Genomic DNA, 21602 nt, shown 5'->3' with positions numbered 1-21602 from the left:
TTCACTATGAAGAATTGGGGACAGCCTATTAAATTGTTAAAACCTTTTCACCGCGCGCGATACCCGATACACCAGAACGTACAACTTCAAGAATTGTGTTCTCTGCAAGCGCATCAATAAAGCCATCGATCTTATCGGTAGTCCCTGCAATCTGAATCGTATATGTAGTCGGTGTAACATCTACGATTTGTGCACGGAAAATATCAGCTGTACGCTTGATTTCCGCACGGGCAGCACCTAAAGCTTTCACTTTGATTAACATCAGCTCACGCTCAATGTGCGCACCTTCAGATAAATCAACTACTTTTACCACTTCAACAAGCTTGTTCAACTGTTTGGTAATTTGCTCGATTTTGTGATCATCGCCATAGGTCGTTAGCGTCAGACGAGATAATGTCTCATCTTCAGTCGGTGCAACATTGAGTGTTTCAATGTTATAGCCACGTTGACTAAATAAACCAACTAAGCGAGAAAGCGCACCTGCTTCGTTCTCAACGAGTACAGAAATAATATGTCTCATTATGTACGCTCCCCTTTACCTAACCACATATCCTTCATTGACTGACCCGCAACCAACATTGGATATACGTGTTCAGTACGGTCTACCATGACATTAATGAATACACATTTATCATTAATTGCCATTGCTTCAGCTAATTTAGATTCCAACTCATCTGCATGGTTAATCTGAATGCCGACGTGACCATATGCTTCCATCAATTTTGCAAAGTCAGGTAATGAGTCAACATATGAACTTGAATGACGTCCTTCATAGTTCATGTCTTGCCATTGTTTTACCATGCCTAAAGCTTGGTTATTTAAGCAAAGAATTTTGACATTCATGCCGTATTGCTTACATGTCGAAAGCTCTTGGATACACATCTGAATCGATGCTTCACCTGTAATACAAACCACTTGTTGATCTGGGCAAGCAAGTTTGGCTGCCATCGCGTACGGTAAACCAACACCCATAGTCCCTAGACCACCTGAGTTGATCCATTGACGAGGACGCTTGTAGGTATAGTACAAAGCACCAAACATTTGGTGTTGACCCACGTCAGACGTGATAATCGCATCACCATTGGTCACTTTGCATAATGCTTCAACAACTTGCTGCGGCTTCATTGAACCATCAGTAGGTGTTTGATATTTCAAACCGTGAACTTTACGCCACTCATTGATTTGAGACCACCATTCAGCAATCGCTTCAGGATTTGGCTTAGACACATTCATTTGTTTGAGTTGTGCCAACATTTCCTGAAGAACAGGCTCTACAGCTCCCACAATTGGGATGTGCGCCATGATTGTTTTAGAAATAGTTGCAGGGTCTACATCAATATGAATGACTTTTGCATTGAGACAGAATTTTGCAGGGTTGTTGGTCACACGGTCATCGAAACGCGCGCCAATCGCTAAAATAACGTCTGCATTATGCATCGTCATGTTCGCTTCATACGTCCCGTGCATCCCTAACATGCCCACGAATTGTGGATCATTACCAGGAAAACCACCTAAGCCCATTAACGTATTTGTTACTGGATAACCTAAAAGGTGAGCAAGTTCTGTTAATAGCTCTGAAGCATTGCCTTGAACAACACCACCACCCGTATAAATAATTGGGCGTTTCGCAGTGATAAGCTCATCAATCGCTTTACGGATTTGACCTGAATGTCCACGTGAAGGTGGCTGATATGAGCGCATTTTCACTTTTTCAGGATATTCGTAGGCAAATTTTTCTGCAGGGTTTGTTGCATCTTTAGGAATATCAACAACAACAGGACCTGGACGACCAGATGAAGCGATATAGAATGCTTTCTTAATAATTGCAGGAATTTCGCTGGCATGACGCACTTGGAAACTGTGTTTTACGATTGGGCGAGAAATACCCACCATATCAGTTTCTTGGAATGCATCTTCGCCAATTAAATGGCTCGCAACCTGACCAGACAAAATCACCATTGGGATTGAGTCCATGTAAGCAGTTGCAATTGGAGTCACTGTGTTTGTTGCACCGGGACCAGAAGTTACAAGAACTACACCAGTTTTGCCAGTTACGCGTGAGTATGCATCTGCCATGTGACCAGCAGCTTGCTCATGACGAACGAGGTAATGGTTGATTTTGTCTTGTTGAAATAGCGCATCATAAATATGTAATACAGCGCCGCCTGGATACCCAAAAACATGCTCTACGCCTTCGTCCGCAAGCGCACGAACGAGCATTTCACCACCAGATAAAAGTTCCAACGTGATTCACCCTAGTGTTTGCACAATTTATGGGAGACATAAATTGTGTTCATTCATTAACTTTTGCACTTCTTATAAGTGTGCGTATTCTACTCGTTTTTGCTGCAATAGGAAAAATTTTCTGAGACTCATCAGCCGTATAAACTTGATGAAATCTCGAATCGAAATATGCTGGGATAAACATATTTCAAAACAGCATTCTCTCGGCTAGAAAGAATGTCCATTGCAAGCCATGACATTTATTCGAAGGGTGATCAAATAAACGCATATAAAACTAAAGCAAGCATTTTTGTTGCTTTCATAAACAATGTCAAGGATAAAGAAAGAGATTTTAACGAATATTTTTTAGCTGTCGTTTTTTTAAGCAAACCGTTCTAATCATAGCAATCCACCCTTTTATCAAAAAACTATTTTCTTTTTTAGTAAAACTCGGCATTGTAGACAGCACATTTATGCACTTTGATCGAATATAGACAAAATTCTCTTGGGGAGATCAAATATGAAATCATCTTATTTAAAAACAATCTTATACACAGCCACGACAACAGCATTATTATTGGGTTCTAGCCATAATTATGCACAGCAGTATTACAAATGGGTGGATGCAAATGGATCGACGCACTACACCGCTACTCCACCACCCAAAGGTGCTAAACGCTTGGATAAAGTTTCGACTTATGGCAGCAATATCCAACGCCCTCCTGTACAAACTCAACCAGAGCAAGGTGATGCAAAACAAGTAAATAACCCTCCACCTGTCAATACAACCACTGTAGCACCAGCAGCATCTAGTTCAGCTCCAAAAGGTGATGCACCACCACCGCCTGCCCCTCCTGCAGCAAACTCTAACTACTAATCCATATCCATTCACTTTTGTTTATTTTCAAGGTGGCGGCTTCTCTACCGCCTTGAAGATAAAATCCCGATCTAATCACTGACATTTCATACGATTTTGCGCTATGCTGTGCGGCAATCTTATTTTTATTTTTTGTTGTATCGCATATCCCTATGACGACTTCTCACATTGACTCCGAATACCAAGCAAGCGCCATTGAGCCTCAAGTTCAACAAGACTGGGACAATCGCAAAGTTTTTAAAGTTGCTGACACTGTAGAGGGCAAACATCGCTATATCCTGTCGATGTTCCCTTATCCAAGTGGAAAGCTGCATATGGGGCATGTGCGTAACTACACTATTGGTGACGTGATCAGCCGTTTTTATCGTTTAAAAGGCGAAACCGTTTTACAGCCAATGGGTTGGGATGCTTTTGGTCTTCCTGCTGAAAATGCAGCGATTGCACACCAAGTGGCACCTGCAAAATGGACATTTGAAAATATCGCTTATATGCGTGACCAATTAAAAAAATTGGGCTTGTCTGTCGATTGGGATCGTGAATTTGCAACCTGTACACCAGAGTATTATCACTGGGAACAATGGTTATTCGTACAGCTTTATAAAAAAGGCTTGATCTATCGTAAGCTTTCAACAGTGAACTGGGATCCTGTAGACCAGACTGTTTTAGCCAATGAGCAAGTTGAAAATGGTCGTGGCTGGCGCTCAGGTGCATTGGTGGAAAAACGCGATATTCCAATGTACTACTTCCGCATCACTGACTATGCACAAGAATTATTAGACGATTTAGACACATTAAAAGATGGTTGGCCACAACAAGTCCTCACCATGCAACGTAACTGGATCGGTCGTTCAACAGGCATGGAAATCACTTTCCCTTCTGCCAATACTGAAATCTATGCAGATGGCTTAACGGTTTATACCACGCGCGCTGATACCTTAATGGGTGTGACGTATGTTGCTGTTGCAGCAGAGCACCCAATGGCTTTGAAAGCAGCTGAGAATAACCCTGAACTGGCCGCATTTATTGAAGAATGCCGCATGGGCTCGGTCGCTGAAGCTGATTTAGCCACTGCTGAAAAGAAAGGCATGGCAACAGGCTTATTTGTTAAACACCCTGTAACGGGTGAAGAACTTCCTGTTTGGATCGCAAACTACGTACTCATGTCTTATGGTTCTGGCGCAGTAATGGCTGTTCCTGCACATGACGAACGTGATTTTGAGTTTGCCAATAAGTTTAACTTGTCTATCAAGCAAGTGATTGATGCCAAAGGCGCTGACGATGCTGAATACTCAGCAACTGAATGGCAAGAATGGTACGGCTCTAAAGAAGGTAAACTCGTAAATTCTGGCGAATTTGACGGCCTTGAATTCCAAGCTGCTTTTGATGCCTTCATTGCAAAATTAGAACCACAGAATTTAGCAAATGCTAAGGTTCAATTCCGTTTACGTGACTGGGGTGTCTCTCGTCAGCGTTATTGGGGTTGCCCGATTCCAATGATCAACTGTAATACTTGTGGACAAGTACCAGTGCCAGAAGATCAATTGCCGGTCGTGTTACCAACTGATGTCGTACCAGATGGTTCAGGTAACCCACTGAATAAAATGCCTGAATTCTACGAAACTAAATGTCCAAGCTGTGGTGGCGATGCACGTCGTGAGACAGATACCTTAGACACATTTGTTGAATCTTCTTGGTACTATGCACGCTATGCTTCTCCTGACTTTACAGGCGGTATGGTAAAACCTGAAGCAGCGCAAAACTGGCTTCCAGTGAACCAATACATCGGTGGTGTTGAACATGCCATCTTGCACTTACTTTATGCACGTTTCTTCCATAAGTTGATGCGTGATGAAGGTGTGGTACAAGGCAACGAACCATTTACTAACTTGTTAACACAAGGCATGGTTTTAGCAGACACCTTCTATCGTGAAGCTGAAAGCGGCAAAAAAACGTGGTTTAACCCTGCTGACATCGAATTAGAGCGTGATGAGAAAGGTCGTATCCTTTCTGCTAAATATTCAGGTGATGGTCAAGAAGTTGTTATCGGTGGACAAGAAAAAATGTCTAAGTCGAAAAACAACGGTATTGATCCACAAGCCATTATTGATCAATACGGCGCAGATACAGCTCGTGTATTCATGATGTTTGCTGCACCACCAGATCAATCATTAGAATGGTCTGATGCAGGTGTTGAAGGTGCAAACCGCTTCTTGAAACGCGTTTGGCGTTTGGCTGCTGGCTTCCTAGAAAATGGCAATCAAACAACGACTATAGACGCTGCGAACTTGTCGAAAGATGCACAAGATCTTCGTCGTAAAACCCATGAAACGATCCAAAAAGTCGGTGATGACATCGAACGTCGCCACGCATTCAATACTGCAATTGCAGCATTGATGGAACTGTTAAATGCTAGCAACAAATTTGAAGCAAAAGATGACAATGATGTGGCTGTTGCTCGTGAAGCGATCACAACATTACTCACTTTACTTGCTCCATTTGCACCACACTTGAGTCAAACACTTTTAGCTCAGTTTGGACAAGATTTAACAACAACGGAGTTCCCTCAAGTTGATGAATCTGCATTGACACGTAATACGCAAACGATTGTTGTACAAGTGAATGGTAAACTTCGTGGTAAGTTAGATGTGGCTGTCGATATATCTAAAGATGATTTATTGGCTTTGGCAAAAGCATTACCAGAAGTGCAACAATTCTTAACTGGCCCGACTAAAAAAGAAATTGTTGTGCCAAATAAACTCGTGAACTTGGTGGTTTAAAAGCTTGTAAGACTCCCTTTAAAGAAGGCAGATTAAAAGCAATAAACAAAACCTCATCAAAGCCCGCTGTCATTCAACGGGCTTTGATTCTAAAATATGGTCAATTTATTTAGTTTAAATCTTCCATGTTTGATGGAATATCATAAGGACAAAGCATGCATTTAGTTCAACGTGTTGCAGCAGTTGTATTAACTTTAGGCCTAAGTGCAGGCTTAGTCGGTTGTGGCTTCCATTTAAAAGGCAGTAATCCAACAGCGACGCCGTTAGTTTATAACAAGCTCACATTGGTATTACCTGACAATACTGATGAACTTGAAAATCGACTTAGCATTTATTTAAGTGCAACAGGCGTACAACTCAGTAACTCCAACGATGCTTATGTACTTCGTATTTTGGATTACACGCCTCGCCGTCAACTTCTGAACGGTAAATTGACAGAAGTATTACTGCGTCTAACGGTCACATTCCAAATCGAAGATCGTCAAGGCAATAAAATCACAGAACCACGGACATTGACTGCTTCTCGTAGTTATCAATACGATGTTGCAACAGTGAACACCGACAACCAACAAGAATCTTATTTAGACAAGATTGTCATTGATGATGTGGCACAACAAATCACACGTCAAATTGCAGCAAACCGTCTACCTAAAGCACAGTCATAATTACAACTTATGAAACTAGATTATGTTCAAGCATTAAAACGTGTAGATGAGGCTCGTGGCGTATGGATTATGCATGGTCAAGAGCCTTTACTTGAACAAAATCTGCTAGATGCTTTTCGTAAAAGCTGGCAACAGCAAGAAGTTGAGCGTCAACGCTATGACATCAGCAGTGTAAATGACTGGAAAAATGTCTTTAATGCATTGAATAGTTTGTCGCTATTTTCTCAACAACTTGCGATTGAAGTACATGGCAATATCAAACCCGATGCAAATGGATTAAAGCTACTTAAAAACTATATTCAACATAATGAACATAACTTACTGTTAATTGTGTTACCAAAACAGGATAGCAGCAGTCTAAAGTCAGCATTTTTCCAAGTCGTTGAAGCGAATGGTGTTGTTGTGCCGCTTACTGCAAACTATCCACAAGATCGTCAACGCATCCTTACCATCGAAGCAGAAAAATTGGGGATCACACTCAACAATGATGCATGGCAATGGTTAATGCAACATCATGAGCATAACCTCCTCGCAGCAAAAAATAGTTTGATGCGCGTTGCGGATACCTTTCCAGATATTAAACAAATTCAAATAGAGCAGCTCTATGCATGTTTACAGGATCAATCGCGCTACACCACCTATGATTTAAGCGATGCATTATTGGCAGGTCATTTGGCTCAATCCGTCAAGATCTACCAATACTTACTTGCCGCGGGTGAACCTGACAGTTTGATCTTATGGACACTCAGTAAAGAAATGCGTTTACTGATGCAACTTTTTGAGCAACCACACAATGCATTACAACTCGGGATTTGGAAAACCAAAGTTTCACAATATCAGCAAGCTTTACGCCGCCTAAACCCTCGGCAATTTCTCACTTGGCCAGAGCTATTATTACGTATCGATGCATCGATTAAAGGTATGTCGAAAGAAAGCGCTGAACATTTAATGCTTCAAGCTGTCAGCGAATTATGTGGAAAAACTTTATTTATCCAATCTGCTTAAAATAAGATCTAAATTCAAGATAATAATAACAAGGTGAAAGCAATGATGTTCGGTCTAAGCCCAGATCAAATTCAGAAAATTAAAGTAGCCTTTCAACGCGCTGACAGCTTAATCATTTCAGCAGGTGCGGGTATGGGAGTGGACTCAGGTTTACCTGATTTTCGAGGCAATCATGGCATGTGGCAAACTTACCCTGAGCTTGGAAAACAACGAATCGACTTTACTGAAATAGCCAATCCTGCCGCTTTTAGACGTCACCCACGTTTAGCATGGGGATTCTACGGACATCGACTCGTACTCTATCGTCAAACTAAACCACATCGAGGATTTACTTTACTCAAGCAATTGGCAGAAACATTACAACTACCCTATTTTATCTTTACCTCAAATGTCGATGGGCAATTTCAAAAAGCGGGCTTTGACTCGGCCAACATCTATGAATGTCATGGCTCAATTCATCATTTACAATGTCTAAAATCTTGCCAGCAAGAGATTTGGTCAGCAGATAATATTTCTCCTGAAATTGATCATCAAGAGTGCCAATGGTTAGGTGAGTTACCGCGCTGCCCTCACTGCGGTCATTTAGCACGCCCTAATATTTTAATGTTTGATGACTATGATTGGTTAAGCCATCGACATCACCTACAAGGTCAGCGTTTGGATCACTTCATCAAAGTACATCGCAATCCGATCGTGATTGAAATCGGTGCAGGTACAGCAATTCCAACTGTACGATATTTCAGTGAGCGCTTTGCACCCAACTTGATTCGGATCAATCCGCGTGAATACACACTTCCACCGCACGGCGGCATTGCACTTGCAAGTAACGCGGAGGCTGGGATCGAAAGTATTTATCAGATATTTATAAAATAAGTATGTGGAAAAATAGAAAATAATTCTCATTCTAGATTAAAAATATTCACGTTTTATCCTTATTTCACTTTTATACTAAGCCCAGTTCTCACTTTTGACCTGTCGCCATGCCAAAAACAACGTCTAAAAAAATACCATCTCGCAAAATTATTATGATCGCTATCGGCGTGCTCATCATTGCAGCACTCGGATGGATGTTCTTTAAACCCAAAGCACAGCAACCACAGTACATTAGCGCAGAGGTCTCTCGTGGCGATATTGAAGATTCAGTATTAGCGACTGGTGTACTTGAAGCAACCAAAATGGTGAGCGTTGGTGCACAGGTGTCTGGTCAGGTGAAGAAAATGTATGTGCAATTGGGTGATCAAGTAAAACAAGGTCAATTGATTGCGCAAATTGATTCGATTCGCCAAGAAAATGATTTAAAAACAGCGGAAGCAAGCATTAAAAATCAACAAGCTCAACTCGCTGTACAACAAGCGAATTTAGCAAAAGTTGAAGCAGAATATAAACGCCAACAAGCGATGTATAGCCAAGATGCAACTTCCCGAGCTGAGCTTGAGACTGCATTGGCAAATTACAAAACCGCTCAAGCGCAAATCGCAGCGATCAATGCACAAATTGAGCAGTCTCGCTTAACACTAGCGACAGCAAAAGAAGACTTGGGTTATACCCGTATCGTTGCACCGATGAATGGAACAATTGTTGCGATCGTGACAGAGGAAGGTCAAACCGTAAACGCCAATCAAACAGCACCGACCATTGTGAAATTAGCGACTTTAGACACTATGACTGTCAAAGCACAAATTTCAGAAGCGGACGTCATGAAAGTTGAAAAAGGTCAAACGGTGTATTTCACAACGTTGGGAAATAGCGAGAAGAAACACTATGCAACCTTGCGCCAAGTAGAGCCAGCTCCCGACTCAATCAATACAGAAAGCACGACGACCAGTTCATCGTCATCGACATCTGCAATTTACTATAACGCTTTATTTGATGTGCCGAATGATGATGGCAAGCTTCGTATTGATATGACTGCACAAGTTTATATTGTATTAGCGGAAGCAAAAAATGCGTTAACCATTCCTGCGGCTGCGATTCAAAGCAAGCGTTCAAATCAAAAACAAAACAGTAAAAATAACGCATCAACTGATACCACACAAAAACCTGAAACTGCAAACGCACAACGTCCAAAACGTTTAGAGTTAACCGATCAAGAAAAAGCACTCGTGTCTCAAGGTAAAGCGACAACAGGCATGGTGCGTGTCTTGCAAGCTGATGGCTCGGCGAAGCCTCAACCTGTTCTGATTGGTCTTAATAACCGCGTGACAGCGCAAGTCCTGAAAGGACTTAAACAAGGTGATCAAGTTGTGATTGCTGATGCGACTGATAGTTCAAATGAATCAGCGAAACGTAGCAATCAACGTGCAATGAGAATGTAATATGACTCAAAATCAAACACATTCATCACAGCCGCTACTTGAGGTCAGCAAACTGACTCGGGAATTCCCTGCGGGTGAAGGTACAGTCCAAATTCTCAAAGGCATTGATTTAAAGATTTATGCAGGTGAATTGGTTGCGATTGTTGGGCAATCAGGATCAGGTAAATCAACCTTAATGAATATCTTGGGCTGTCTGGATAAACCAACAGACGGAAGCTATCTAGTCAGTGGCCGTGAGACGAGACAGCTTGAACCTGACGAACTTGCACAATTACGTCGTGAATATTTTGGCTTTATTTTCCAACGCTATCATTTACTTGGTGATTTAACTGCATCTGGTAACGTTGAAGTTCCAGCGATCTATGCGGGTGTAGAGAGCCATCTACGTCAGGAGCGTTCAGCTGAATTGCTCTCTGAACTTGGGTTAGAAGAGCGTCTACATCATCGTCCAAGCCAACTTTCAGGTGGTCAGCAACAACGTGTTTCGATTGCACGCGCACTGATGAATGGTGGCGATGTGATTCTTGCCGATGAACCCACAGGTGCATTGGATAAGAATAGCGGTATTGAAGTGATGCGTATTTTGCGTGAGCTCAATGCCAAAGGTCATACTATTATTTTAGTCACCCATGATATGAATGTTGCAAAAAATGCGACACGTATTATTGAGATTAGTGACGGTAATATCATCTCAGACCGCGCAAATACACCTGAAAATGATGATGCCGATTTAGAACGTCAAACATTACAAAGAACACCTCAAAAGAAAACCTCTGCATGGCGATCTTTTCTAGATCGCTTGGGTGAAGCATTCCGTATGGCACTGCTTGCCATGAATGCACATCGAATGCGAACCTTTTTGACCATGCTTGGAATCATTATCGGGATCGCCTCTGTGGTTTCCGTTGTTGCGCTCGGTAATGGTTCACAAAAACAGATTTTGGAAAATATCAGCAGTCTCGGAACCAACACCATTACAGTATATCAAGGTCGTGGCTTTGGTGATAACTCAAGAGCATCACAAACCAAGACGCTTGTTCCTGCCGATGGAGAAGCGTTAGCCGAGCAACCCTATGTCGATGGTGTCAGCCCTTCTGTGAATACAAGCGTCACTTTACGCTTTAAAGAAACGGAAGCATCGGCGACCGTCAATGGCGTGAGTTCTGACTTCTTCTATGTTCGAGGCATGACCTTTAAATCTGGGCAAGCTTTTGATAAAGACAGCGTGACTCAACGTGCGCAAGACGTGGTCATTGACACCAATACTGAAAAAACGTTCTTTGCAGATGGAACTAATCCGCTCGGACAAGTGATCTTATTGGGAAGTGTACCGAGTCGTGTCATTGGTGTGATTGATGCTGAAAAAGGCTTTATGGGAAATTCAGATAGCTTAAATGTCTATCTCCCCTATTCAACAGTCATGAGCCGCATGTTAGGCCAGTCTAATGTGCGTAGCATCATTGTTCGTATTAAAGATGAATATCCAAGTAGTGCGGCTGAAAATGCGATTTTGACGTTGCTCGAACAACGCCACGGCGCACAAGATGTCTTCACTCAAAACTCAGACAGTATTCGTGAAACGATTCAACAAACCACTGCAACCATGACACTCCTGATTTCAGCGATTGCGGTGATTTCACTGGTCGTCGGTGGCATCGGTGTAATGAATATTATGTTGGTCTCTGTGACAGAACGTACCCAAGAAATTGGTGTCCGTATGGCGGTCGGTGCTCGACAAAGTGATATTTTGCAGCAGTTCTTGATCGAAGCAATTTTGGTCTGCTTACTGGGTGGTGTACTCGGTGTGCTGCTGTCTTTAGGTATTGGACAAATTATCGGGCATTTTGCCAAGGGCATCATTGAAATGAGTTATTCAACCACATCTATTGTTGCGGCCTTTGTCTGCTCAAGTTTGATCGGTATTGTTTTTGGTTTCTTACCCGCACGAAATGCAGCACAACTCGATCCAGTTGCAGCTTTAGCAAGAGAATAATAGCGAAAAAATCTATCCTAGAAATATGATACTCGTGAACGTCATCCGCAACCTGCGTGGTATCAAAAAATATTGTTTCTGCGATAGATCAAGATAATTGGAAAAATATAACAGGTTTTGCGGATGACAATGGTTTTGCCTACTTTTCCCGAAAGAAAAGTAGGTCGAGCCGAAGGCTGAACCAGAAAATGGATGAGAACTCGATAAGACACCGTTTCGATAATCATGCTCTTTCAAATTATTAAAGGAATGACAAGCAATGTTATTCAAACCAAATAAAATCGTACTTGCCCTATGCCTTAGCACTTCTCTAGCTGGCTGCTCTGCTATTGTCAAAACACCTTACAACGCACCAACTGTACAAGTTCCGCAGCAATACCAATACGATGCGCAAACCAATAAAAGCGTGGCGCTGACAGACCAATGGTGGACATTATTTAATGACACTCAGCTCAACCAGCTGATTGATCAAGTCTTGGCGACAAATAGTGATCTAAGTGTTGCAGGTATCACACTGAAACAAGCCCGCTTACAAGCTGGCTTGGCAGCAAATCAGCAAAGCATCCGCACCAGCTCAAGTGTATCGACAGGTCATAACTATGATCTACGTTCAGGCGATGGCTCAGATCGTGGCTTGTCTGCTAGTGTCGGTGTAAGTTATGAACTCGATTTGTTTGGAAAACTCGCCAATCAAACAGAAGCCAGTCGTTGGGAAGCACTCGCCAGTGCCCAAGACTTACAAGCAACGGCACAAAGTTTGGTAGGAACAACTGCAAAACTGTATTGGCAATTGGGCTACCTCAATGAACGCTATCAAACCGTTCAACAAAACTTAGCATCGACTCAAAAGATTTATAATTTAGTTCAATCACAATATAAAGCGGGTGCAGTTTCTGGCTTAGATCTCACGCAAGCTGAACAATCAGTGCAAAGTCAGAAAGCAAGTTTGAGTCAGATCGAACAACAACGTGTAGAAACACGTACTGCTCTCGCTGTACTGCTACATGAACCTGTACAACAGCTGAATATTCAAGAGCCAGCGAAATTACCGCGTAATGCATTACCTAATATCGCTGTCGGCTTACCCGCAGATATTTTATCTCGCCGCCCTGATTTACAAGCCTCAGAGTTACGTCTTCGTAAAACGTTAGCCAGTAAAGATGCAACCAAAGCCAGTTATTATCCATCGATTAATCTGACTGGAAATTTAGGGTCTTCGAGTACATCTCTGACTCAACTTTTGCAAAATCCAGCACTTACCTTAGGCGCAAGTTTAAGCCTACCCTTTCTTCAATATAATGATATGAAGAAAGATATTGCGATTAGTGATCTTGAATATGAGAAAGCCATTACTCAATATCGTCAAACGTTATACCAAGCATTTGCTGATGTAGAAAATGCGTTATCGAATCGCACTCAACTAGATCAACAAGTTCAGCTTCAACAACGCAATCTTGAATTAGCAGATAAAACTGAGCGACTCACTGAAGTTCGTTATCGTAATGGTGCGATTGCATTAAAGAATTTACTTGATGCACAAGAGACCACACGCAATGCACGACTGAGCTTAGTTGAAACCAAGCAGAATCAGTACAATGCTTATGTGACCCTAATGCAAGCGCTAGGTGGAAGTCCTGTGAAAGAACTACCTGAGCAATAACACACGAGTTGTTATTGCTTACTCACTTACAGTTTTTGGCTCATTTTTAATGAGCTGAGAACTTTTGATGTGATCTTGATCATCAAAAACAACCTCATAAGAAAGTTGTTCTCCATTAAAGTAAACCTCAGTCGGCGAACCAATGATTTCCCATAGACCAATCGTGGCAATATCCGCAGTCGTATGCCATAGCGTACGGCTGACTCTGGCTGCTTTTGAGTAACCCTGTTGGAAAGTATAAATCTCTTTACGTTCTCCATTTACGGTTTCTGATGTGACTGGCGCACCCAATTCAGAAATCACATAATTACGATGTTTTCCAATCTCTAAAACCGTCAAATTCTTTTTACTTGGTTGCTTACTTGCCATGACCGCGGCACAACCTTGCAGTGAAAGTAAAATCACTAAGCCAAAAACAACAGCTATTTTCTTCACGCTTTAAATTACCCCGAAAGCTTAAAATAATATGTTTATCGAAATTCTATTTGAATTTCTGATTAAACGAAAACCAGCATTAATTAGCATATAAGGGATAGGATGACAAATGGTTAATTATACTTGTTGATATATTTTCTATTGATAGATGATTACTTAATTAATTATCACATCAAAGTTTTTATGAAATGATGTTACCCATAGTTTTATGTTGACCTAAATATAGTGATTTTATATGCTGATCAAAATGCAGCTAAATAAGATAAAAAATCCAATTGGTTATAATGCATTTTCATTCTAGTTATACGGTGAGTTTACTGTATAACAGTTAAATATAAAGAGAAGTAAAATGGATAAGCAGAAAGTTATAGAAACCCTTCAACTTTTTAAGAAGAGACTGACTGGAGAGGTTCTAGAAGCATTTGACTCTCGTGGGAAAGAATTCGGAGAAGAACGTTTCAATACTTGGCGACGCAAATTTTCTCAATTTTTAAATGAAAATTTACCTGGCGAAACATCAGTGTTAAATGCAAAACTAACGCATTATGTATTTTTGGCACATCTTGGCGAAAGTGCTGCACAAAAATTTTGGCGAGAAGATGGGGAAACTATGCTTGCCTATATTGATTCTTTAATAATCGACGTAGAAAACGATGAGTATGATCTCAGAGGAACTAGAGATGAAGAAAAGCCTAATATAGTTTTGGATCAGAATGTGAAACGAAAAGATAAAGTTTTTATTGTTCATGGTCATGACGGCAATACAAAAGAACGGACAGCGCGTTTTGTTGAAAAGCTTGGTTTCACAGCGATAATTATTCATGAGCAAGCAAACCGAAGCATGACTATCATCGAAAAAATCGAAACTTACTCTAATGATGTTGGCTTCGCTATCGTTTTATATACACCCGATGATATGGGTAATGTAAAGAGTGAGGCTGAAAGTGGGGAGCTAAAATATAGAGCTCGTCAAAACGTTGTCTTCGAGCATGGTTTTCTGATTGGAAAACTCGGGCGAGAGAATGTTGCACCTTTAGTTGAGGGAGCTATTGAGCTCCCTAACGATATCAGTGGTATAGTCTATATCAATGATAAGGACTGGCAAATTGATATAGCTAAAGAGATGAAGGCGGCTGGTTATGAAATTGATTTCAATAAGCTAATGTAAAAATAGAGAAGCTTGAGATATTAGATTAAGTCTATTCTCTAACGAGAGCGATAAGTTTAACGAGATTAGGGAATTTACCCCTAGTTAGGGGCAATAAAGAAGATATATGAGTGAATTTTTAGTAGGTGTTTTCGCTAGCATAGTAGCTTCAGCAATTATAGCTATCATAGTCAAATGGATTTGGCCAAATTTCAAAGATAAGTGCTTGTATGATGGAATTCGAGTAGCCGGTGCATGGGAGATAACCGAATTACGTAATGGAAAGAATGTTAAAGTAGGTAAAATTAAACTAACCCAGCAAGGCCGCATTGTGAAGGGTACAAGTACCCGAACAAAAACTAGGGATGGGAAAGGATCTGAAAGAAAATTTCATTATCACGGTTTTATCAATGGTAATCAGGTAACTTTGATCTTTGAGGATACTAAGGGTTTAGGCTTTGATACTGGAACGTATGTTTTTATGGTTCAGAATGATGCAAAAACAATGGTCGGCATGGCCACTTTCCATGGAAAGATAGAGAATAAAATCATCTCTGAACCAAGAACTTTAAACAAGGTATTATCTTGACGTACTCAACAAGCACTTCTAGCATGACATCAAAACCTAGATGCTTTGTGTTTCTCCCTGCGTTCGTACATTAACAAAACACTCTAGCTTCGGCCCAATAGAAACAGACGTTATAGTTTTAGAGTTAACCCCTTATCTTCAAAAAACAAAGCCGCTATAAAAGCGGCTTTATTAAATAATTTAGATTAATCTAGTTATTCATCATCCATCATGCTTTGGCTCATACCGACAGTATTAAAACCACCATCGACATACATGATTTCACCTGTAATGCCCGAAGCCCACGGCGAGCAAAGGAACAATGCTGCATTGCCCACTTCTTCAATCGTCACATTACGTTTTAGTGGCGCAATTTTTTCATTGGCATCTAACATTTTACGGAAAGACTTGATGCCTGATGCTGCCAAAGTACGGATTGGACCAGCAGAAATTGCATTTACGCGAATACCGTCTACACCCAAGCTAGAAGCTAAATAACGAACACCCGCTTCTAAAGATGCTTTAGCCATGCCCATTACGTTGTAGTTTGGCATCACACGCTCAGAACCTTGATATGTCAATGTCAACAAACAACCCTGACGTGCTTGTAATAAAGGTTTTGCAGCACGCGCCATCGCAACAAAGCTATACGCGCTAATGTCATGTGCGATTTTAAAACCGTCACGATCTGTCACATCTGTGAAGTCGCCATCTAATGTATGTGCTGGTGCGAAACCAATTGAATGCACAACACCATCTAAACCATCCCAATGTTTCGACAATTCAGCAAATGCACCATCAATTTCTGCATCAACAGCAACATCACAAGGGAAAACCAAAGTTGAACCAAACTGTGCTGCAAAATCATCAACACGTTTTTTCAACTTTTCATTTGGATAAGTAAACGCAAGCTCCGCACCTTCGCGGTGTAATGCAGCAGCAATACCGTAAGCAATTGATAATTTACTTGCAATGCCAGCAATTAAAAAACGTTTACCAGCTAAAAGTCCTTGTGACATCTTATTCTCACTCGAAAAATTTTCACCACATCATGCCAATATTCCAGCAATTTCGGAATTGCATAATCCATCTTTTTTACAATCTTGCATAAAAAAATCGCCTTCAGATGAAGACGATTTTATTTTTAAGCAAAAGCTTAGTCATCACCTTGGATCAGACTCAACAAGCGCATGAATGAGTAATACATCCAAACTAAAGTTGCGAGTAATGCGATACCACATAACCATTCAAATGATTTTGGTGCACGTTGTGCAGCAGCACTTTCAATCAAATCAAAGTCTAAGATCAGATTTAATGAAGCGATTACCGCAACAAAAGCAGCAAAGCCGATACCCAACCAGTTACTTTCAAAAATGTAAGGAATAGTTGAGCCAAAAGCTAAACGTAAAATAATTTGCACCACAAACACCAAAGCAATCGCCAATGTCGCAGAGATCACAATCGATTTAAATTTCTCTGTCGCACGAATCACTTGGAATTTATATAAACCAAATAACACCAATGTCGTAATAAAAGTTGCCAGTAATGCTTGTAATGGCACACCAGGAAACTTCAATTGGAAAATAAAGGAAATGCCACCTAAAAATGCACCTTCAAATAAAGCATAAGGAATCGCTAAAGCAGGTGCAGTATTTGATTTAAAAGTGGTAATTAAAGCCAGAACAAAACTACCAATTGCGCCAACGATTGCAGCGGCATAAGCAATCGAAAGATTTGCCGTCATCGCACAATAGAAAAATAATGCGATGCCTAGACCCGCAGCAATCACGGTTAAAAGGACGGATTTTTGAATCGCCCCTTGGATCGTCATTGGTTCAGCTAAATCACTATAGGTTTCTACCCGAGTTAAAATTGGATTATTACTTTGCATGTATGCTCTCTTTTTATATTTCGCAATAAAACGCTGAGTTTAAGCGATTTTTTAACCAAGCCCAATATTTTTTTACATTCAATAAAAAAGGAGCATCCGCTCCTTTAATTATCAAACAATTAACTTGCTCGATTAGTTTTTGTCGTGATTCATAATAAAGAAATATTCACGATAATATTTTAACTCTGCAATCGAATCACGAATATCATCCATCGCCAAATGCGAGGCATTTTTCTTCAGACCACTCATAATTTCTGGTCTCCAGCGTTTTGCTAACTCTTTTACAGAAGACACATCTAAATTACGGTAATGGAAAAATTGTTCCAACTCAGGCATTAAACGATGTAAGAAACGGCGATCTTGGCAAATCGAGTTACCACACATTGGTGATGATTTTGGATTGACCCATTTTTTTAAGAACTCAAGCGTTTGCTGCTCTGCATCTTGTGAAGATAACTTACTACGACGTACACGCTCAATCAGACCAGATTGACCATGTTGCTTGGTATTCCACTCATCCATTGCGTTTAGAATCAAATCTGATTGATGAACAGCAAGAACAGGACCTTCAGCTAAAATATTAAGATTGTCATCTGTAATAATTGTTGCAATTTCAATAATTTTGTCATTATCGGTATCAAGACCTGTCATTTCTAGGTCGATCCAAATTAATCGTGTATCTGGGGTGCTGCTCATAAATAGCGATTCTAAAGTGCTTAAAAACATCAATAGTAGCAAATTAATTACATCTTGGCTGTAATTCTATAGCGGCTTCGTGCTATTTTTGCGGTCTTCAAAGTGTGGATTTTTTGGGATATGAATGGCTTTAATTCGTAAGCGTCGTTTAACCGAACAGCAGCAACGTCGTATTGAAAAACAGCATAAATCGCGTCAAGACGACATTGATACATCGCAGGATTTGGATGGACTGGTTGTTCAACATTATGGTCGTCAACTCGAAGTACAAGCTTTATCTGTGCCTGAACAACACCCCGAAAAACCACAAGTTGCTGATGGTGAACCAGAACCGTTCTGGAAACCGATTGAATTAGACAGTGTTTGGCGCTGTCACACCCGCACTAACTTAGAATTATTGGTCACAGGTGATCGAGTAAAATGGCAAGCTGATCCGAATACAGGTCTGGGTATCATTACCGCAATCTATCCACGAAAGTCATTGCTGACTCGTCCAGACCGTTATCATAAAGTTAAACCAGTTGCCGCAAACATCAGTCTGATCGTGATTGTATTTGCACCCTTACCAGAACCTGCACCGACATTGATTGATCGCTATCTCGTTGCATGTGCTGACGCAAATATTCCAGCCCTACTGGTGTTGAATAAATCAGACTTGCTCACTGAAAATGACCCGATTCTGACCTTACTCAGTGAATATGAAGCATTGGGTTATGAAACTTTGGTTTGTCATTCACGCGGTGATTTGTCTGCACTCGCAGCACGCTTGGATAATGAAACCGTTGCTTTCGTTGGGCAGTCAGGCGTAGGCAAAAGCTCGCTGATCAATACCATCGTTCCTGATGCAGCACAGAAAACCAATGTCATTTCAGAGAACTCTGCACTTGGGCAACATACCACGACTTCAACACGTTTGATTAAATTTGGAACAAACGGTGCATTGATCGATTCACCCGGAATCCGTGAATTTGGACTCTGGCATCTTAGTTTAGAAAAGGTACGTACAGGTTTTCCTGAGATTGAAGCACATCTTGGACTATGTCAGTACCGTAACTGCACCCATACTCATGAAAAAAATTGTGCGTTGAAACAAGCGGTTGATGCTGGTGAAATTTTACCGCGTCGTTTAGACAGTTATTTACGTCTTATTGATGAAATTCAAGAAGCTCAACAAAAAAGTTAACTTTCTTGATGCTTCACCCTTGAACTAACATTTTTGATCACCATTGAGATAAGTTATACTCAGGATCAATTTTGATTTTAACTTTAGGTGACTTGTGGAACGCTGGTTAGAGTTTATGGGGAATCACCCCTTCTTATTTGGTACGCTTGCCGTATTAATCGTGTTGTTCTTTATTTTAGAAGGGCAACGCAATGGTCGTAAAATCTCGCCGCAATCTCTAGGTATTTTGGTCAAAGCAAAAAATGCAATGTTGATCGATCTACGTGATGGAAAAGATTTCCGCGATGGTCACATCAGTGGCAGCCGCAACATTCCATATAGCCAAATCACAAGTCATATTGATGAATTAAAAGCAAGTGATCGTCCATTGGTCTTTATTTGTAACTTAGGGCAAGTTGCTGGTTCAGCATTGCAGAAAGTCGGTCATAGCGATAGTTATCGTTTAGACGGCGGCATCAGCAACTGGAAAGCACAAGGCTTACCCCTCGTTAAAAGCAAAGCAAAAGCTTAAGGAGCAATAAGATGACAACTCCAAACGTCACAATTTATTCAACACTGTCTTGCCCATACTGTGTACGTGCAAAACAATTACTTGAGCGTAAAGGCGTTGCTTTCAAAGAAATCAACCTTTCAAATGAAGCACCAGAAGTTCGTATTGAGTTAATGCAACGTACCAATCACCGTACAGTGCCTCAAATTTTTATTAAAGATCAATTTATCGGTGGTTTCGATCAACTTTATGCTTTAGAGCGTGAAGGTAAACTCGACCAATTATTAGCTTAACAACACTCCAAGATTTAAGGAAAAACAATGAGCGAAGAACAAGTTCAACCACAACTCGCGTTAGAACGTATTTATACTAAAGACATTTCTTTTGAAGTTCCAGGTGCACAAGTATTTACTAAACAATGGCAACCAGAACTCAATATCAATTTATCTTCTGCGGCGGAAAAAATTGATCCAACACACTATGAAGTGTCTTTAAAAGTTGTGGTTCAAGCAAATAACGAAAATGAAACTGCGTTCATCGTTGATGTAACTCAATCAGGTATCTTCTTGGTTGATGGCGTTGAAGAAGACCGTCTTCCGTACATCTTAGGTGCTTACTGCCCAAATATCTTGTTCCCATTCTTACGTGAAGCGGTGAACGATTTAGTGACTAAGGGTAGCTTCCCTCAATTATTGCTTACACCAATTAACTTTGATGCTGAATTTGAAGCAAATATGCAACGCTTACAAGCGGATGCTGATGCGCAAGGTCAAGCATAATCGTTATTGCGATAGCAGCAAAAAAAGGACTGAATATCAGTCCTTTTTTTATGTCATTCAACAATGGTTCTAAACGTTAAGTTAATGCGTGCAGTGCTGACTTTCTTGGTAGGCGGCAAGCGATGTAACCAATAACTTTGGGTTGTGTCTTTCATCACCAGTAAGCTGCCGTGTTCCAAATACAGTTCAACTTTTTCTTTGGTTTGCTTATGTTTAAATGCAAATTTTCTTTCTGCCCCAAAGCTTAGCGAAGCGATTGCGCCATTTTTCTTAAGATCAATTTCCCCATCACTATGCCAAGCCATCCCCTCCTCACCTGTATGGTAGAGATTGAGAAGACATGAATTAAATGTTTCACCTGACAATTGTTCAACTAAAGCTTTAAGTTCTATTAATGCGTCCGTCCAAGCTAAAGCATATTTATTTACATTCGAATAGGTGTATTCATAGCCACGATCACCGTACCATGCGACCTTTCTTTTCGTGATGATTTGACGACCAAAAATGACTGCTTGATCATTTTCCCATTCAATACTGCGTAACAATACATCAAAGTAATGATCAGCTTGCTGGGATGAGACGACTTTACCGTAGTAATTTACTGTACCGTCATAAGGTAAATGGTTTTGCTTTGAGTCTGCTTCAATATCAAATAATTGCATTTTTCCATTTCTTATATGCTGTTTTCATACAATGCCCGCAAGGTCGATAACCTTGCATTAAAGCTTCACTTTCATCTGTAAAAAAGACACGGTTCGTTTTCATCATGCGCTTACCCGAATGACAAGTCAAAGTGCCATAGATTTTCAATTGACGATTTCCAGCAAAACGAATTTCACCGCGTTTTAGTTTCTGTCGTAAATCGCTCTGCTCTATATCAATATGCTGCCACATCACA

General features: G+C 40.8%; 22 protein-coding genes. 14 read left to right on the top strand and 8 right to left on the bottom strand.

Annotation, left to right across the window (positions count from 1 at the left end; all coding sequences use genetic code 11):
• Nucleotides 1-28 precede the first annotated feature (28 nt).
• Together ilvN and F959_RS14870 are read right to left on the bottom strand one after the other, a co-directional pair.
• Entirely contained in the window at nt 29-520 is a 492-nt protein-coding gene (gene ilvN, locus F959_RS14875) for an acetolactate synthase small subunit (protein ID WP_004637892.1), read from the bottom strand.
• Complete coding sequence (locus F959_RS14870; RefSeq protein WP_004881668.1) at nt 520-2244, bottom strand: acetolactate synthase 3 large subunit; 1725 nt, start codon at nt 2242-2244, stop codon at nt 520-522. The genes ilvN and F959_RS14870 overlap by 1 nt, the downstream gene beginning before the upstream one ends.
• A gap of 499 nt (nt 2245-2743) precedes the next feature.
• Here F959_RS14870 and F959_RS14865 point away from each other — a divergent pair, with 499 nt between their 5' ends.
• The 8 genes from F959_RS14865 (at nt 2744) to F959_RS14830 (ending at nt 13515) form a co-directional block, all read left to right on the top strand.
• On the top strand, nt 2744-3100 hold the full coding sequence (locus F959_RS14865) for a DUF4124 domain-containing protein (RefSeq protein WP_004881665.1): 357 nt from the start codon (nt 2744-2746) through the stop codon (nt 3098-3100).
• A gap of 152 nt (nt 3101-3252) precedes the next feature.
• Nucleotides 3253-5877: a leucine--tRNA ligase gene (gene leuS, locus F959_RS14860; RefSeq protein ID WP_004881663.1), complete on the top strand. Its 2625-nt coding sequence runs from the start codon at nt 3253-3255 to the stop codon at nt 5875-5877.
• A gap of 155 nt (nt 5878-6032) precedes the next feature.
• Nucleotides 6033-6542 (top strand): LPS-assembly lipoprotein LptE, encoded by a 510-nt coding sequence (locus tag F959_RS14855; protein WP_004881660.1) that lies wholly within the window; start codon nt 6033-6035, stop codon nt 6540-6542.
• A gap of 9 nt (nt 6543-6551) precedes the next feature.
• Entirely contained in the window at nt 6552-7547 is a 996-nt protein-coding gene (gene holA / locus F959_RS14850) for a DNA polymerase III subunit delta (protein ID WP_004881658.1), read from the top strand.
• Between the two features lie 42 nt (nt 7548-7589).
• Nucleotides 7590-8420, top strand: a complete 831-nt coding sequence (locus F959_RS14845; protein ID WP_004881657.1) for an SIR2 family NAD-dependent protein deacylase — start codon at nt 7590-7592, stop codon at nt 8418-8420.
• Between the two features lie 107 nt (nt 8421-8527).
• Nucleotides 8528-9862 carry a MacA family efflux pump subunit gene (locus tag F959_RS14840; RefSeq protein ID WP_004881654.1) on the top strand — a complete coding sequence of 445 codons (1335 nt, stop codon included), beginning with the start codon at nt 8528-8530 and terminating at the stop codon, nt 9860-9862.
• A gap of 1 nt (nt 9863) precedes the next feature.
• Nucleotides 9864-11855, top strand: a complete 1992-nt coding sequence (locus F959_RS14835) for a MacB family efflux pump subunit (RefSeq protein ID WP_004881653.1) — start codon at nt 9864-9866, stop codon at nt 11853-11855.
• Between the two features lie 259 nt (nt 11856-12114).
• The gene (locus F959_RS14830; protein ID WP_004881651.1) at nt 12115-13515 is read left to right on the top strand and encodes an efflux transporter outer membrane subunit; all 1401 of its coding nucleotides are present in this window, start codon (nt 12115-12117) and stop codon (nt 13513-13515) included.
• 18 nt (nt 13516-13533) lie between these two features.
• Here F959_RS14830 and F959_RS14825 read toward each other — a convergent pair whose 3' ends face one another.
• Nucleotides 13534-13950, bottom strand: coding sequence for a hypothetical protein (locus F959_RS14825; protein WP_004881650.1), 417 nt, complete (start codon nt 13948-13950; stop codon nt 13534-13536).
• Nucleotides 13951-14299: 349 nt separating this feature from the next.
• Here F959_RS14825 and F959_RS14820 point away from each other — a divergent pair, with 349 nt between their 5' ends.
• Together F959_RS14820 and F959_RS14815 are read left to right on the top strand one after the other, a co-directional pair.
• Nucleotides 14300-15118, top strand: a complete 819-nt coding sequence (locus F959_RS14820; RefSeq protein ID WP_004881648.1) for a TIR domain-containing protein — start codon at nt 14300-14302, stop codon at nt 15116-15118.
• Nucleotides 15119-15224: 106 nt separating this feature from the next.
• Nucleotides 15225-15686 (top strand): hypothetical protein, encoded by a 462-nt coding sequence (locus F959_RS14815; RefSeq protein WP_004881645.1) that lies wholly within the window; start codon nt 15225-15227, stop codon nt 15684-15686.
• Between the two features lie 194 nt (nt 15687-15880).
• Here the strand turns inward: F959_RS14815 and F959_RS14810 are convergent, their stop codons facing one another.
• The 3 genes from F959_RS14810 to orn all read right to left on the bottom strand — a co-directional run bounded on the left by F959_RS14810 (nt 15881) and on the right by orn (nt 18252).
• The gene (locus F959_RS14810; RefSeq protein WP_004881643.1) at nt 15881-16684 is read right to left on the bottom strand and encodes an enoyl-ACP reductase FabI; all 804 of its coding nucleotides are present in this window, start codon (nt 16682-16684) and stop codon (nt 15881-15883) included.
• Nucleotides 16685-16821: 137 nt separating this feature from the next.
• Nucleotides 16822-17556 carry a Bax inhibitor-1/YccA family protein gene (locus F959_RS14805; RefSeq protein WP_004881641.1) on the bottom strand — a complete coding sequence of 245 codons (735 nt, stop codon included), beginning with the start codon at nt 17554-17556 and terminating at the stop codon, nt 16822-16824.
• 132 nt (nt 17557-17688) lie between these two features.
• Nucleotides 17689-18252: an oligoribonuclease gene (gene orn / locus F959_RS14800; protein WP_017196965.1), complete on the bottom strand. Its 564-nt coding sequence runs from the start codon at nt 18250-18252 to the stop codon at nt 17689-17691.
• Nucleotides 18253-18376: 124 nt separating this feature from the next.
• Between orn and rsgA the strand changes: the two genes are divergently transcribed.
• From rsgA to secB, 4 genes are all read left to right on the top strand, one after another.
• Nucleotides 18377-19435: a ribosome small subunit-dependent GTPase A gene (gene rsgA / locus F959_RS14795; protein WP_004881637.1), complete on the top strand. Its 1059-nt coding sequence runs from the start codon at nt 18377-18379 to the stop codon at nt 19433-19435.
• A 94-nt stretch (nt 19436-19529) separates the two neighbouring features.
• Nucleotides 19530-19946, top strand: coding sequence for a rhodanese-like domain-containing protein (locus F959_RS14790; RefSeq protein WP_004881636.1), 417 nt, complete (start codon nt 19530-19532; stop codon nt 19944-19946).
• A gap of 11 nt (nt 19947-19957) precedes the next feature.
• The gene (gene grxC / locus F959_RS14785) at nt 19958-20218 is read left to right on the top strand and encodes a glutaredoxin 3 (protein WP_004774456.1); all 261 of its coding nucleotides are present in this window, start codon (nt 19958-19960) and stop codon (nt 20216-20218) included.
• 27 nt (nt 20219-20245) lie between these two features.
• Nucleotides 20246-20704 carry a protein-export chaperone SecB gene (gene secB, locus F959_RS14780; RefSeq protein WP_004655889.1) on the top strand — a complete coding sequence of 153 codons (459 nt, stop codon included), beginning with the start codon at nt 20246-20248 and terminating at the stop codon, nt 20702-20704.
• Nucleotides 20705-20757: 53 nt separating this feature from the next.
• Here the strand turns inward: secB and F959_RS14775 are convergent, their stop codons facing one another.
• Nucleotides 20758-21366: an alpha-ketoglutarate-dependent dioxygenase AlkB family protein gene (locus F959_RS14775; RefSeq protein ID WP_004881632.1), complete on the bottom strand. Its 609-nt coding sequence runs from the start codon at nt 21364-21366 to the stop codon at nt 20758-20760.
• Nucleotides 21353-21598 carry an Ada metal-binding domain-containing protein gene (locus tag F959_RS14770; protein WP_004881630.1) on the bottom strand — a complete coding sequence of 82 codons (246 nt, stop codon included), beginning with the start codon at nt 21596-21598 and terminating at the stop codon, nt 21353-21355. Before F959_RS14770 ends, F959_RS14775 begins: the two co-directional genes overlap by 14 nt.
• Nucleotides 21599-21602 lie beyond the last annotated feature (4 nt).

Source organism: Acinetobacter venetianus RAG-1 = CIP 110063 (assembly GCF_000368585.1).
GTDB classification, from domain to species: domain Bacteria; phylum Pseudomonadota; class Gammaproteobacteria; order Pseudomonadales; family Moraxellaceae; genus Acinetobacter; species Acinetobacter venetianus.
The sequence above is the reverse complement of the archived record's forward strand: the minus strand, read 5'-3'. Positions and strand labels throughout refer to the sequence as shown.

Excerpts from the sequence above, each read along its gene's own strand:
- ilvN (WP_004637892.1), bottom strand. The coding sequence starts at position 520 with ATGAGACATATTATTTCTGTACTCGTTGAGAACGAAGCAGGTGCGCTT.
- F959_RS14865 (WP_004881665.1), top strand. The coding sequence starts at position 2,744 with ATGAAATCATCTTATTTAAAAACAATCTTATACACAGCCACGACAACA.
- leuS (WP_004881663.1), top strand. The coding sequence starts at position 3,253 with ATGACGACTTCTCACATTGACTCCGAATACCAAGCAAGCGCCATTGAG.
- F959_RS14855 (WP_004881660.1), top strand. The coding sequence starts at position 6,033 with ATGCATTTAGTTCAACGTGTTGCAGCAGTTGTATTAACTTTAGGCCTA.
- holA (WP_004881658.1), top strand. The coding sequence starts at position 6,552 with ATGAAACTAGATTATGTTCAAGCATTAAAACGTGTAGATGAGGCTCGT.
- F959_RS14845 (WP_004881657.1), top strand. The coding sequence starts at position 7,590 with ATGATGTTCGGTCTAAGCCCAGATCAAATTCAGAAAATTAAAGTAGCC.
- F959_RS14840 (WP_004881654.1), top strand. The coding sequence starts at position 8,528 with ATGCCAAAAACAACGTCTAAAAAAATACCATCTCGCAAAATTATTATG.
- F959_RS14835 (WP_004881653.1), top strand. The coding sequence starts at position 9,864 with ATGACTCAAAATCAAACACATTCATCACAGCCGCTACTTGAGGTCAGC.
- F959_RS14830 (WP_004881651.1), top strand. The coding sequence starts at position 12,115 with ATGTTATTCAAACCAAATAAAATCGTACTTGCCCTATGCCTTAGCACT.
- F959_RS14820 (WP_004881648.1), top strand. The coding sequence starts at position 14,300 with ATGGATAAGCAGAAAGTTATAGAAACCCTTCAACTTTTTAAGAAGAGA.
- F959_RS14815 (WP_004881645.1), top strand. The coding sequence starts at position 15,225 with ATGAGTGAATTTTTAGTAGGTGTTTTCGCTAGCATAGTAGCTTCAGCA.
- F959_RS14810 (WP_004881643.1), bottom strand. The coding sequence starts at position 16,684 with ATGTCACAAGGACTTTTAGCTGGTAAACGTTTTTTAATTGCTGGCATT.
- F959_RS14805 (WP_004881641.1), bottom strand. The coding sequence starts at position 17,556 with ATGCAAAGTAATAATCCAATTTTAACTCGGGTAGAAACCTATAGTGAT.
- orn (WP_017196965.1), bottom strand. The coding sequence starts at position 18,252 with ATGAGCAGCACCCCAGATACACGATTAATTTGGATCGACCTAGAAATG.
- rsgA (WP_004881637.1), top strand. The coding sequence starts at position 18,377 with ATGGCTTTAATTCGTAAGCGTCGTTTAACCGAACAGCAGCAACGTCGT.
- grxC (WP_004774456.1), top strand. The coding sequence starts at position 19,958 with ATGACAACTCCAAACGTCACAATTTATTCAACACTGTCTTGCCCATAC.
- secB (WP_004655889.1), top strand. The coding sequence starts at position 20,246 with ATGAGCGAAGAACAAGTTCAACCACAACTCGCGTTAGAACGTATTTAT.
- F959_RS14775 (WP_004881632.1), bottom strand. The coding sequence starts at position 21,366 with ATGCAATTATTTGATATTGAAGCAGACTCAAAGCAAAACCATTTACCT.
- F959_RS14770 (WP_004881630.1), bottom strand. The coding sequence starts at position 21,598 with ATGTGGCAGCATATTGATATAGAGCAGAGCGATTTACGACAGAAACTA.